The organism is Providencia sp. PROV261 (genome assembly GCF_028477945.1).
In the GTDB taxonomy this organism is placed as follows: Bacteria; Pseudomonadota; Gammaproteobacteria; order Enterobacterales; family Enterobacteriaceae; genus Providencia; species Providencia stuartii.
On record NZ_JAMPMC010000016.1, the window covers coordinates 1 to 13689 of the forward strand.

Below are 13689 nucleotides of genomic sequence, written 5' to 3' on the forward strand. Positions count from 1 at the left end.
AAAATACTTTCTTTTTGCTTTACCGTACTCATGAAAATCTTCATCGGTACGGGGAGCGCATTATACGAGAAATTGCACGGCAGGCAAGCCCCTTGGCTCAATTTTTTCACTTTTTTATTTGTTTGCTGATAAATTGGGCATTGTGATGATTTTATCAGCGTTGCAAGTAAACTTCTGATTTCAATCAGTTAACATTTTTTACTTTTTTCTAAAAACGCATCGCCCAATGACGTCCATGCCATGAAAACCCGAATGCCTGTTACTTATACTTTTAACGCGCTGTAATAAGTTAACCGCTAAAAAAATTGGCCACCTTTTGGTCGCCAATCTCAGTTTTCTGCTTTGATTATTTGATAAAGGTCTCACGGTAATAAGCCAATTCTGCAATAGACTCGCGAATATCATCTAAAGCTTGGTGTGTGCCTTTTTTAGTGAAGCCCGCGAGAATTTCAGGTTTCCAGCGACGAGCTAACTCTTTTAGGGTGCTAACATCAAGGTAACGATAGTGGAAATAGCTTTCTAACTCAGGCATGTAGCGGAATAGAAAACGACGGTCTTGACCAACGCTATTCCCACAGATTGGTGATGCCCCTTTTGGTACCCACTGCTCTAGAAACTCAATCGTCGCTAATTCAGCTTCACGCTCACTGAAAGTACTGCTTTTAACGCGTTCAACCAAGCCGCTTGCTGTATGGGTATTCACATTCCATTCATCCATCAAATCCAATTGTGCTTGTGTTTGATGAACCGCAATGACAGGACCTTGTGCTAAAATATTAAGCTGACTGTCGGTAACGATAGTGGCAATTTCGATAATACGGTCACGCTCAGGATCGAGACCCGTCATTTCTAAATCGATCCAGATTAAATTATTCTCATTCTTTTGCATCATATACCCTAACTTGATCCAATGGAGTTCGTGTATGATAACGCGTTTGAGGTATCGACGCGATCCACTCAAGTTAGTAAACAAGAAAACTCAGCCAACAATATCAAGAGAGGTCAGGTGGCTAAGCAGAAACTGTCAAAAGGCCAACAGCGCCGAGTACAGGCAAATCATCAAAAAAGACTTAAAAAACAAAAAGTCACTGAGATTGATGACAGCCTATTAGGAGAAGCGCAAGAAGGGCTAGTGATCAGCCGATTTGGGCAACATGCTGACATCGAAGCAAGCGATGGCACATTACAGCGTTGTAACTTACGCCGAACTATTTCATCTCTCGTCACAGGAGATCGCGTAGTTTGGCGCCCTGCGTTGAATACACAAGCCGATATCAAAGTTAATGGCATTGTTGAAGCCGTTCACGAACGCCACTCCGTCCTAACACGCCCTGACTATTATGATGGGCTAAAGCCTATTGCTGCAAATATTGACCAAATTGTGGTCGTTTCCTCAATTTTACCCGAGCTATCTCTGAATATTATCGATCGCTATTTAGTGGCTTGCGAAACTTTAGGCATCCAACCCATTATTGTCCTAAACAAAATTGACCTATTAGACCAAGAAAACCGTGAATGGGTCAGCGAATTAATGACTATTTACAGTGATATTGGTTACCAAGTACTGGAAGTTTCTAGCCATACCAACGAAGGAATGGAAGCACTTACTAACGCACTGATCGGCAAAATATCAGTGTTTGTAGGTCAATCTGGCGTTGGCAAGTCCAGTTTACTGAACGCTCTTTTGCCTCATAATGAAGAAACCATTTTAGTCAATGACGTTTCAGATACTTCAGGGCTAGGCCAACACACCACAACGACAGCGCGGTTATATCATTTTCCGTTAGGTGGTGATGTCATTGACTCCCCGGGAGTACGTGAATTCGGCCTATGGCACCTTTCTACGGAACAAGTAACAAAAGGTTTTGTCGAATTTAAAGACTATTTAGGTGGCTGTAAGTTCCGCGATTGTAAGCATTTGGATGATCCCGGTTGTCTACTGCGTGAAGCCACGGAAGAAGGGAAAATCGCCGAATCACGGTTTGAAAATTATCATCGTATTTTGGAGAGCATGGAACAGATTAAGCCTCGTGGGAATTTTACGGGTAAAGATAAGTAGTTTTGGCTTAACGACTCACTAACCAAGTGAGCGAGTACTTACATTTATTTTGGTAGGTGATTCATCAATGGTAAAGATTTTTAAGCCTATCGAAACAAAATAGCCTATTTAAAAAAGCAAAGGTACAATGACTGCCTTTTTGCTAACTGGCCTTTACGAATTTGAGGTTAACGTGCTAGATAAGATTAAAATACGTTTGCAATATATGCTACCAAAACAGGGTCTTACAAGACTTGCCGGCTGGTTCGCCGATAAGAATGCAGGCTTTGTCACTCAATGGGCAATTAAGCTGTTTGCAAAAGCCTATAAAGTGGATATGAGTGAAGCACAAAAAAGCGAGTTCACCGCTTATGCAACGTTTAATGATTTCTTTATTCGGCCGCTAAAAGAAGAAGCGCGCCCATTAGTGACAGGAAAACACCAATTAGCGCAACCGGCTGATGGTGCGGTGAGCCAATTAGGTTCAATTCAAGATGACCAAATCTTTCAAGCCAAAGGTCACCATTATACGGTCGAAGCCTTGCTCGCGGGTAATTATCAGCTAGCTGATAAATTCCGTGGCGGTGAGTTTATCACAACCTATTTATCCCCTAGCGATTATCATCGTGTACATATGCCATGCGATGGGTTATTAACCGAGATGATTTATGTACCGGGTGATTTATTCTCTGTCAACCCATTGACCGCCGCCAATGTTCCCAACCTCTTTGCCCGTAATGAGCGCCTAATTTGTGTGTTTAAAACCGATGTGGGTCTGATGGTGCAAATCTTAGTCGGTGCCACTATCGTTGGTAGCATTGAAACTGTCTGGGGTGGTTGTGTTAACCAACAGCGTGAAGGGGTTATTAAGCGCTGGACCTACCCAGATCAACTGACTGAAGGTGCCGTATTCTTGAAAAAAGGCGAAGAAATGGGTCTCTTTAAGCTAGGTTCAACCGTCATTAACCTGTTTGAACCGAACGCTATTCGTTTTAATGCCTCACTGATCCCCGGCTATGCGACTCGTATGGGAGAGCTACTGGCGGAAACCGTGGCAAATGATACCTCAGTGGATACCGCCGCTGAGCAAATTGAAACCCAGTAATACCTTATATTGTTAATTGCTTGAAGGAGCTCCTGACTGTGCGTTTGATTATCGGTTTTTTTTTCAGCCTGCTAATCGCCTTCTCTGCGGCAGGGGCTTCCAATAGTACGCCAAATGAAGCACTGATTAAGCAAGAGCTTGCTCAGCTCGCCCCCAGTAAAAACCCTAAAGATGCGGAAATAGCGCAAGCATTTCAAGGCGCACTTAACTGGATCAGTGAAGCCAATCAGTCGGAAGCTAAAGCCAAGTCTTATCAAGACGCCATCGATAATTTCCCTAAAATTATCAAGGGGCTAAGACAAGAACTACTCAATGAAAGCGATGAGCCAACCAATATTCCAACCAATATCAGCTTGTCTGAGCTTGAACAACAAATCATTCAAGTGAGTAGTCAGCTTCTCGATCAGGGAAGAAAGACACAGCAGGAGCAAGATAAAGGCCGAGAAATCAGTGAATCGCTAAGTGCATTACCAAAACAATTATCAGAAGCACGCCGCCTCCTTTCTGAAGCGTCATTTCGCTTACAATCACTAAGCTCTCCTACTACACCATTAGCAGAAGCCCAAACAACCTTAGCTCAAGCCGAAGTGAGTGCTCGCAAAGCTGAGGTTAATGAGCTTGAAATGGCGCAATTATCCGCGAATAACCGCCAAGAAATTTCACGCGTCGCTTTAGAACTGAATAAAAAGCGTTATAACCGGCTGGAGCTTGAATTACAAAAATTACGTGAAGTGCAAAATACGTTGCGCCAGCAAAAAGCGGTATTAGCACTCGAACACACCGAAATGCTTGCAGAACAAGGTGAGTTGACCCCTTTCCTTAAAGATCAAATTGATATTAACCGCAAGCTATCCCAAGAGCTGACTGAGCAAGCGGTTCGTATGAACACTATCAGTACGAGCCAAGCAGAAATCTCCTCGGGAATACAAGATGCACGCCAAGCATTGACAACTATCCGCGAGCAAGCGCAGTGGCTTGATGGTTCAAGTACGTTAGGTGAGGCACTTCGTACCCAATTATCACGTTTACCGGAAATTCCTAAAAGCCAGCAGCTTAACCGTGATATGGCAGATTTACGGGTACAACGCCTAAATTATGAAGATATGCTAGACCGGTTATCCAAACTGGATACCGCCACACAAGAGACCGAAAATAATTTAAGCCCAGCACAAGCGCAAGTCTACTCATCATTAATTAAGACGCGTAAAGAGCTGCTAACCGCGCTCATTTCTGGCTTTGATACCGAGATGTTAGAGCTGACAAAATTAAATGTCGCCACTAGCCAACTAACAGACGCATTAAAAGATGTTAAAGATGCGTCACACCGTTATCTGTTTTGGGTTGCCGATGCTCCACCGGTGACACTCCACTATCCTGTTTTATTGATAACAGATATTACTCAGTTGCTCTCTTTAGACACCTTATCGCAGCTCACTGGTGCCTTTAAAGTGATGTTAACAACTCAAGACACCTTCCTATATCTGTTTGGCTCGATCATTTTAGTGATTTTTAGTATTAGCACGCGTAAGCATTATCAAGACTTTCTAGATAGAGCAAGCTTACGCATTGGTAAAGTGACTCAAGACCACTTTTACCTCACCATACGCACGATTTTTTGGTCTATTATTGTGGCGCTACCACTCCCAATGATGTGGTCTGCCATTGGTTATGGCCTGCAAAGTGCTTGGCAATACCCGATGGCGGCGGCAATAGGTTATGGTGTCAGTGCCACAACTCCCGTGCTATGGCTATTTATGATCAGTGAAACATTTTCACGCCCAACGGGTCTATTTATTGCGCACTTTGGGTGGGATAAAGATGCGGTAAAACGTGCGATGCGTTATTACCGGCTCGCGATATTTGTCATCGTACCTCTGATGATGGCGCTGATCACTTTTGAGCACTACAGTGATAGGGAATTTTCTGCCTCCATCGGTCGCTTCTGCTTCTTGCTACTGTGCTTTGCATTGAGCTTAATGACAAACAATTTGCGCCGCACCCATGTGCCTCTCTACCTTGATAGACATGGTTCAGGGGATAACCTAATCAATAAAGCACTGTGGTGGATGCTGCTGGTTGCACCGATTATCGCTGCATTCTTCTCACTATTAGGCTACTTCTCAACGTCTCAAGCCCTGCTTGGCCGTTTAGAGACCTCTGTCGCGATATGGTTTGTATTATTGATTGTCTACCATGCTATCCGCCGTTGGATGTCAATACAGCGCCGTAAATTAGCCTTTGAACGAGCCAAACAACGTCGTGCAGAAATCTTAGCGCAAAGGGCCAAAGGGGAAGAGGATATTCACCAACCCAATGCGAGTGGCGAAGGGAACATTGATATTGATGAGCAAGTGATTGACCTTGATGCAATCAGCGCGCAATCCGTCGGGTTAGTCCGCTCAATCCTCACGATGATAGCGTTGGTTTCTCTCATTTGGCTCTGGTCTGAACTCCACACTGCATTTTCGTTCCTTGAAAATATTCGTCTGTGGGATGTAACCTCGACAATTAATGGGGTCGATACTGTTCAGCCGATCACTATGGGGTCTATCTTTATCGCCATACTGATCATTATCGTCACGACTCAGTTGGTGCGTAACTTACCTGCACTCCTTGAATTGGCAGTATTGCAGCACTTAGATTTAACCCCTGGTACAGGGTATGCCATCACGACATTAACCAAATACTCATTGACCATCATTGGTACCATCGTTGGTTTCTCAATGCTCGGGATTGATTGGTCAAAATTACAATGGCTGATAGCCGCCATGGGGGTTGGTTTAGGTTTCGGCTTACAAGAGATTTTTGCCAATATTATTTCTGGGTTGATGATCTTATTTGAAAAACCAATTCGAATTGGCGATACCGTGACGATCCGTAATCTGACAGGGAGTATTACAAAGATTAATACTCGAGCCACAACCTTAACAGATTGGGATAGAAAAGAGATTATTGTGCCTAATAAGGCCTTTATTACTGAGCAATTTATTAACTGGTCCTTATCTGACACGATCACGCGTATCGTGATGACGATCCCTGCTCCTGCCGATGCAGATAGCCAGCAAGTGACCTCTATCATACTCAGTGCGGCCGAGCGTTCCACGATGATACTTGATAACCCGAACCCAGAGGTTTATTTAGTTGATTTACAACAAGGCATTCAAATCTTTGAATTGCGTGTTTATGCTGCCGAGATGGGGCATCGGTTACCTGCACGTCATGAAATCCATCAAAACATACTGGCAGCATTTGCAGAGCAAGGCATTACCTTGCCATTCCCACCATTCCAAGCTCGAGTGGACATACGGGAGAATGCACTGCAAAGCGCAACAAACAACCTCTCTGGTCGCAACCCTCCGCGTAAATCCGGGGAGTTATAATGGCGATATTCAAGGTCAGCGGCCATCAAGCCGTTGGCCTTAATACTCAATCGATGATTAAGGTAGAAAAATGAAAGCGCCCATTGAACCACAAGATGAACTGACTTTATTGCGAGTCTCTCAACTTGAGAAGATCGGCTCTATTTTGTTTTTTCTTATTCCACTCATCATCTTACTGGTGGTAGGTAAATCATTTGCAGTCAACATCCTGTATTTATGGCAAGTGCTGACCCTGTTATATATTGTGGCGTTTCGTATTTTGGTGAGTAAAGTATCAAATAAGCAACTACAGTTGGATGTGCGTCGGGGATGGGGATATAACCGTTTTTACCGTATGAGCTGGGCCTATCTTGTATTATCCGTGATCATTATGGTGGGATATCGGATCATATCCCACGAATGATCAGATCATTCAACCTGCTTTAAATCCATAGGATTGAATATAGTTCTCTGCTAATTTTTGCGCTTGCTTTAATTCGCTTTCGCTTAATTGCTCTGCGACTTTACTTTGCAGCCGATGGCTCTCTTTATTACCGCTATACACCGCGGTGGTTAGCCAAGCATAAGATTGCTGAAGGTTTTTCTTTACACCTTTCCCTTCAGAGTACATGACCCCTAAACGATCTTGTGCTTTTGCATCGCGCTGCTTCGCAGCTTTGCGGAACCAAAACACCGCTTTTTCATTATCGAGATCAACACCACTGCCGATAGAATACATTTGGCCAATATGGAATTGGGCAATCACGTTGCCCCCTTGAGCGGCCTTTCTGAACCAATAAGCTGCCTTTTCGAGATCTTGAGCGACACCAAGGCCTTGAGCATACATCATCGCCATATTGGTTTCTGCCCGTGTATCATTCTGTTTAGCCGCTTGTTGATACCAAAGCATCGCTTTATCGTAGTCTCGGCGAACGCCAAAGCCGTTCACATACATTGTTCCTAATTGGAATTGAGCGTCTGCATTGCCTTGATCACCCGCCTTGATAAACCATTCGGCAGCGACTTTAGAATCTTGAGAAACGCCATTACCTTTAAAATAGCGTTGACCGAGAAGATATTGTGCGGTTGGATCACCTTTTTGTGCTAATTGCGTAATTTGCTCTATTGTCTGTTGTGAAGGTGCCGATTTTATCGGGGGAGTAGCCAGTAATAATGAACTATAGCAAACAGAGCCCAACAATAGCGCTAACGCAATTTTTTTCATCCTAAACAACCCTCAACAGTGCAAATTACCGACTGCGAAAACAGTGTGATCCATTATTATCGGCAAACTGCTGCTAAGCTATAGCCTAAACACACTGCCGACTCGTTGATAGTTTAATGCCACTTGCATACAGAAAGAATAGGAAAATTGACTTTATTGCAAATTCAGCATCTTTTTTTAAGTTTGTTGTATAAAATGAGATATTTCCTGATCCAAGTAAGGTGTCGGCAACACCTTACTTTCGTTATGGTAAGACACACGCTTACGGTTTAGCATGGCACAATTGATTGGGTAAAAAAGCATCGAGAGAGTTGTCTCGAAATACCGGTATTTCGCTTTCTGCTGGAGGGAGCGCACTAATATGGCTTGATAGCAATAACTCATCGGCTCTCTCTTGTATTCTCCGGTATAACACAATGTCTCGAGGCAGCTCCCCAGTTAACCGAAATACATCTAATGTTTCTTTAATCGGCTCAAGGTCACTATTAATCCCTTGTAGGTCATATTGAAGATAACCTCTCACTTCAATTAACTGCTGCATTTCCTCAATAATTTGACGGTATGAACCATAATAAGAATGACTAATGCGGCTTAATTCATCGTTAACTTTATCGAAAAATTCCTGTGATACTATAAAGCTATTTAGCATTTCAATATCATTATCAAATTGAGTGGCTTGATATAATGCTGAACCAACATTAATTGCGCTAATTTCATCGAGTATATTTTTATATATTATTTGTTTTTCTAAAATCAATCCAAATAATTCCTTGTTATTTTCCAAATCAGATTTTAGATTATTTAACATACTGAAAATAAATTGAAAATCACCTTCGTTAACCTCATTATCTATTGAGTTAAAACTCATTTTAGCTGATTGATTTAATTGCAATATCCTCTCTTCATACAGCTTTATTGAACGATGGGCGAGACTTATTTTTTCTAGGAGCTTTTCCACTCTGACGTCGATATCCATACAAATTCCCTCTATTTTCAAGCCTAGATAAACAATATTATTTTAATATTAATAACATAGCTTAAACTAACTTAATTTAGAGTTAAAATTTATATTTCACATATAAACGCTGTTTTTATTTAATATTTAAATAGCTAAGCAGTAGATGAATGAATAGATTTGCGATAATAAAATAGAGGTCGTTTTATCGACCTCTATTTTCGGATAACATTTAATTTTTACATTATGCTAAATAGAGCTTTCTTAAATAACGCGCTACCGCATCATCGGCATTAGAGCCAATGACCTCAAGTTGAGGTAATTCATCTTTAAGCATCTGGTGAGCATTTTCCATAATGCAACCTTTCCCTGACAAGGTCAGCATTTCTTTATCGTTCATACCATCACCAAAGGCGATACAGTCATGCACTTGATAACCTTGAAGTGCCGCAACTTGTTGCAGGGCTTCCCCTTTAGAAACCACACCAGCCATGACCTCTAAGCAACTACGTAGTGAAAAAGTCACATTAACACGATCTTGCCAACGTTCACGGATGCGATTTTGTAAATCTACCAACATATCGTGATCTTCACTGGTGTAATAGACTTTACAAACATCTGAAGTATCAAAGTTATGGCGATCAAATAGCGTGTACTGAAATACCGATTCTTTAAAGAACTCTTTCTGTTCGGGGCTTTCACGGTTAATAAACCAGTCATCTCCCCCGTAATAGTTGGTCACCAAATCAGGGTGATCAAACTCCATCAAGCACAACTCATGAGCAATTTCAGGATCAACATTATGCTTAAAGATCAATTCACCTTTTGTATTGTGTACCCGTGCACCATTCGACGTGATCATATAGGCATCAATACCTAAACCATCTCTAATTTGTGCAACATCCACATGGTGACGACCCGTCGCAAACACAAAATGGATATCTTGTGTTTCTACTAATTGTTTCAGTGTTTCCTTGGTGAAAGCGGTTAAATCATGATTAGGAGATAAAAGAGTACCGTCCAAATCAGAAGCAACAACAGGATATTTCATAAATCATTCCTAGCTAATACTGCTCAAAAAAATCACAGATAGCATTAAGCGCCATCGCTCTTAATGCATCCACTTCAAACAGGATTTCGTGGTGTGCCCCTTCAATCACGAGGGGTAATTTTTCTTCTCTTCCTGTCTGTGCTTTTTGCCGACTTTGACAAAAAGCCTGTAGCTCTCGATTGCTGACCACTTTATCTTCACTTGCTTCTAACACCAACAGTGGTACATCAATTTCTCCCGCCCGGGCAATTAGCTCATCGCCAATTGCAAAACTTTCTTTTAACCAATGATAGGTAGGGCCACCTAGCCGCAATTCGGGATAATCCGCATAATAGCGGAGATAACGCCGGTAACGTTCCTGACTGTGAGTCAACACATTGATCAAATAAGGCAACGGCTGCCATTTCCCCGTTGAAATCGCATAGTCATTACGCACACTGCGGTGTAGCTCCGCCCGATCAACAATAAAGCTCGCTAACCAGTGTGGGATCGGTAAATTAATCCCAATCATAGGGGCGCAAAACGCCGCTGCATCAAAGGTGACATTATCCCGTAATAAATAGCCGCCGAGGATCGCACTCCCCATTGAGTGAGCTAATGCATAACATTTGAGATAATGCCGACATTGCACTTCAAGTTCAACAAACTTTGCAAAATCATCAATATAGTCAGTAAACTTTTCAACGTGGCCTTTTTGTGGATCATCCAACATACGTCCGGAGCGCCCCTGCCCTCGATGGTCAATAATAAAGACATCGAAACCGAGGTGATAGAAGTCATAGGCAACTTCTGGGTATTTCATATAGCTTTCGCTACGACCAGGGGAGATAACAACGGCTTTATTATTTAGGGAATGGGTAAAACGAACATAGCGAATAGGAACATCATCGCCCCCTAGAAATTCGGCTTCTTCTCTGCGCAACCAAAAGTCTAAAAGTGGACCGTTAGCAAATGCAGAAAATTGAGTTTCTCGGTTTAACCAATTTTCTTTCAGCTTTTCTGGGGTCATATGTATATCCTTTCGTCATTCGTAACCTTCAAGATGGTCCCTAATCAATGTCATAAAAGCATCACCAAAGCGTTCAAGCTTTTTCTCCCCCACACCATTAATTAACAACAATTCTGAAGGGGAAGCCGGACAATGCTCAGCCATCTCAATCAGGGTTGCATCATTAAACACAACGAATGGAGGAATATTCTCTTCGTCTGCTATAGATTTACGCAATTTGCGCAACTTAGCAAATAACTTCTTATCATAGTTTCCTCGATAAACTTTGCTTTGCTGATTACGGCTTTTTGCCACCAAAACACGAGGAACAGCAAGTTGCAAAGCGGATTCGCCGCGTAATATCGGCCGAGCCGCTTCCGTTAATTGCAACGCTGAAAAATGCGTAATATTTTGTGTGATCATCCCAAGATGGATCAACTGGCGGATAACGCTGACCCAATGCTCATGGGATTGATCTTTACCGATGCCATATACCGGTAATTTATCATGGCCTAGCTCGCGGATGCGCTGATTGTTTGCCCCGCGCAAGACCTCAACAATATAACCAATACCAAAACGCTGACCAACACGGTAAATACAAGATAGCGCTTTTTGGGCATCCACTAGCCCATCATACTGTTTTGGCGGGTCTAAACAGATATCACAATTGCCACACGGTGCTTGCCTATTTTCACCAAAATAATTGAGCAGCACTAATCGGCGGCAAGTTTGAGCCTCCGCAAATGCAGCTATCGCATTCAACTTATGGCGCTCAATATCCTGCTGCAAGCCAGCGGGTTTCTCTTCAAGACAGCGGCGTAGCCATGCCATATCCGCAGGGTCATAAAATAGTACGGCTTCCGCTTCAACCCCATCGCGACCTGCTCGCCCTGTTTCTTGATAATAGGCCTCGATATTGCGAGGGATATCAAAATGCGCCACAAAGCGCACATTGGACTTGTTGATCCCCATACCAAAAGCCACTGTTGCCACAACAATTTGTAGGTTATCTTTTAAAAAAGCATCTTGTACCCACTCTCGTTGTTGGTTATCTAACCCTGCATGATAAGCTGCAACGCTTAACCCACGTTTTTGCAGACGCTCTGCCGTTTCTTCCACTTTGCTGCGGCTATTGCAATAGACAATACCCGCTTTACCTTTTTGTGCTTTGATAAAGAACCAAAGCTGATCAAGCGGTTTATATTTTTCGACTAAGGTATAGCGGATATTGGGTCTATCAAAACTGCTGATTTGTATCAAAGGGTCATGTAAGGCCAATAAACGTACGATATCGGCTCGTGTCGTTTCATCTGCTGTTGCCGTTAATGCCATGATAGGAACATCAGGGAAGTGCTGCCGTAACTGACCAATGGCGCGATACTCAGGACGAAAATCATGCCCCCATTGCGAAACGCAGTGTGCTTCATCCACCGCCAATAAACTGATATTCCAACTACTCAGCTGGCTAAGAAAATAGTCAGTTAATAACCTTTCGGGCGCAACATACAGCAACTTGATGGCGCCTTGGGCGCATAAGGCCATCACGTCTCGCTGCTCTTGAGCGGTTTGAGAGGAGTTTAAACAAGCTGCTTTGATACCATGAAGGCGTAATTGGTCGACCTGATCTTTCATTAGGGAGATCAAAGGCGATACCACCAGCGTTACCCCCTCTTTAACCAGAGCAGGAACTTGATAACATAGCGATTTACCGCCCCCAGTTGGCATAAGCACCAAACAATCGCGGTTATCGAGTATGGCACGAATAACAGCTTCCTGCCCAGGGCGGAAAGACTGATAACCAAAAGTATTATTGAGTATACTTTCAGCCAGTGAAAACTGGGAGATCACTTCAGCTGTAGACACGCGGATCCTCAAATGACAAACTGATAGCTGCTCAATAGAGCAGCATCTAAATAGCGGGTTAGCACTCGGTGTTTTTCAAGGTATCACTTGAAATAGAGTTGCAGTATGCTAGCAAATAAGCGCTAATGACTAAAGCATATCATTTAGCATCACACCGATACCAAAACGTGTTTGTCGGTAATCATAATCAATCATCGATTCGCCATAGCCACTAAACAACTGGGTATATAATCGCACATGTTTGGTAATGGGATAGCTCCAACCCAATTCCGCGGCACCATAACCACTGTTCCAGTTGTAACGCCCTGTCGCGGTAATCACACTATCACCTAGAGCATAACCCACTTTTAGTCGATAGTAGCCCATGTATTTGGTGATATCTTTATTATCATCGCTGCCTTCACTCTCATGAATGCGATACCACGGTTTTAAATCAACTTGCCAATTGCCATTTTGTGCCATGGCCCGCGCATAAATGCGGTTCCAGCTGCGAGAGGTTGGCTCTGAGCGACCGTTCGACTCGTGGTTAAAGCCTGTTTCCAGCTCTCGTAATGTCCAACCTCCCCATTGATAATCTGTTGCCCAACCAATAAATAGCTGAGGTTCATAATTGGTTTCGCGAAATGGTGAAGACTCTTTTTTATTACTTAATTGCCACCAAGAACGCTGAGTATATGACGCCGCTAATACGGAGTTTTCCCCCGCAATCCCGCGCCATAAAGGGAAACCTAGACTAATCTGAAACTTTACTTCATCGCGCAATGCATCTTTACCCCAATCATAGCTTTTTATCGCCTCTTTATTCATAGATGAGGTATAGGTATAAATAATGTAATTGGATTCATAAGGGTAAAGTACAAAAGGACTCTCGTAATTTTGTAATAACCCAGAAATAATGCTGCCTCTAATTGGCGTTTTCTCTGTTGTATCTACGGAAGTTAATGTATCTGTATTTTCTGCGGCGAATAATGATACAGACCAAAAACAGAGCACAGTACCAACTAATTTGTGAAAAACGCGCATTCTGTTATTCCTATTCTGAAAAAATCCCAAAAAAGTTTATCTCATTTTACACACAAAATCTGACAACTGCTGAAAGATTATT

Annotated in this window: 11 protein-coding genes; 4 read left to right on the top strand and 7 right to left on the bottom strand. The window is 42.7% G+C overall.

What is annotated here, in order from left to right; all coding sequences use genetic code 11:
* Positions 1-346: 346 nt before the first annotated feature.
* Entirely contained in the window at positions 347-889 is a 543-nt protein-coding gene (gene orn / locus PR675_RS11335; RefSeq protein WP_014657301.1) for an oligoribonuclease, read from the bottom strand.
* A 117-nt stretch (positions 890-1006) separates the two neighbouring features.
* Here orn and rsgA point away from each other — a divergent pair, with 117 nt between their 5' ends.
* The 4 genes from rsgA (at position 1007) to PR675_RS11355 (ending at position 6926) form a co-directional block, all read left to right on the top strand.
* Positions 1007-2059 (top strand): small ribosomal subunit biogenesis GTPase RsgA, encoded by a 1053-nt coding sequence (rsgA, locus tag PR675_RS11340; protein WP_040133385.1) that lies wholly within the window; start codon positions 1007-1009, stop codon positions 2057-2059.
* Positions 2060-2186: 127 nt separating this feature from the next.
* Positions 2187-3143 (top strand): archaetidylserine decarboxylase, encoded by a 957-nt coding sequence (asd, locus tag PR675_RS11345; RefSeq protein ID WP_004915608.1) that lies wholly within the window; start codon positions 2187-2189, stop codon positions 3141-3143.
* 38 nt (positions 3144-3181) lie between these two features.
* Positions 3182-6523: a miniconductance mechanosensitive channel MscM gene (gene mscM / locus PR675_RS11350; RefSeq protein ID WP_272582745.1), complete on the top strand. Its 3342-nt coding sequence runs from the start codon at positions 3182-3184 to the stop codon at positions 6521-6523.
* Between the two features lie 70 nt (positions 6524-6593).
* A complete protein-coding gene (locus PR675_RS11355) occupies positions 6594-6926 on the top strand; it encodes a hypothetical protein (protein ID WP_004915603.1) in 333 nt (110 codons plus the stop codon).
* Between the two features lie 9 nt (positions 6927-6935).
* Here the strand turns inward: PR675_RS11355 and PR675_RS11360 are convergent, their stop codons facing one another.
* From PR675_RS11360 to pldA, 6 genes are all read right to left on the bottom strand, one after another.
* The gene (locus PR675_RS11360; protein WP_004915601.1) at positions 6936-7727 is read right to left on the bottom strand and encodes a tetratricopeptide repeat protein; all 792 of its coding nucleotides are present in this window, start codon (positions 7725-7727) and stop codon (positions 6936-6938) included.
* Between the two features lie 262 nt (positions 7728-7989).
* Positions 7990-8703 carry a hypothetical protein gene (locus tag PR675_RS11365; protein WP_060561488.1) on the bottom strand — a complete coding sequence of 238 codons (714 nt, stop codon included), beginning with the start codon at positions 8701-8703 and terminating at the stop codon, positions 7990-7992.
* 223 nt (positions 8704-8926) lie between these two features.
* Positions 8927-9733, bottom strand: coding sequence for a sugar/pyridoxal phosphate phosphatase YigL (gene yigL / locus PR675_RS11370; RefSeq protein ID WP_004915597.1), 807 nt, complete (start codon positions 9731-9733; stop codon positions 8927-8929).
* A 13-nt stretch (positions 9734-9746) separates the two neighbouring features.
* The gene (pldB, locus tag PR675_RS11375; RefSeq protein ID WP_272582746.1) at positions 9747-10742 is read right to left on the bottom strand and encodes a lysophospholipase L2; all 996 of its coding nucleotides are present in this window, start codon (positions 10740-10742) and stop codon (positions 9747-9749) included.
* A gap of 15 nt (positions 10743-10757) precedes the next feature.
* Positions 10758-12584: an ATP-dependent DNA helicase RecQ gene (recQ, locus tag PR675_RS11380; RefSeq protein WP_004915592.1), complete on the bottom strand. Its 1827-nt coding sequence runs from the start codon at positions 12582-12584 to the stop codon at positions 10758-10760.
* 129 nt (positions 12585-12713) lie between these two features.
* Complete coding sequence (gene pldA / locus PR675_RS11385) at positions 12714-13577, bottom strand: phospholipase A (protein WP_376738356.1); 864 nt, start codon at positions 13575-13577, stop codon at positions 12714-12716.
* Positions 13578-13689 lie beyond the last annotated feature (112 nt).

Coding starts and splice junctions, on each gene's coding strand:
- PR675_RS11355 (WP_004915603.1), top strand. CDS start 6,594: ATGAAAGCGCCCATTGAACCACAAGATGAACTGACTTTATTGCGAGTC.
- PR675_RS11365 (WP_060561488.1), bottom strand. CDS start 8,703: ATGGATATCGACGTCAGAGTGGAAAAGCTCCTAGAAAAAATAAGTCTC.
- yigL (WP_004915597.1), bottom strand. CDS start 9,733: ATGAAATATCCTGTTGTTGCTTCTGATTTGGACGGTACTCTTTTATCT.
- PR675_RS11360 (WP_004915601.1), bottom strand. CDS start 7,727: ATGAAAAAAATTGCGTTAGCGCTATTGTTGGGCTCTGTTTGCTATAGT.
- pldB (WP_272582746.1), bottom strand. CDS start 10,742: ATGACCCCAGAAAAGCTGAAAGAAAATTGGTTAAACCGAGAAACTCAA.
- orn (WP_014657301.1), bottom strand. CDS start 889: ATGCAAAAGAATGAGAATAATTTAATCTGGATCGATTTAGAAATGACG.
- asd (WP_004915608.1), top strand. CDS start 2,187: ATGACTGCCTTTTTGCTAACTGGCCTTTACGAATTTGAGGTTAACGTG.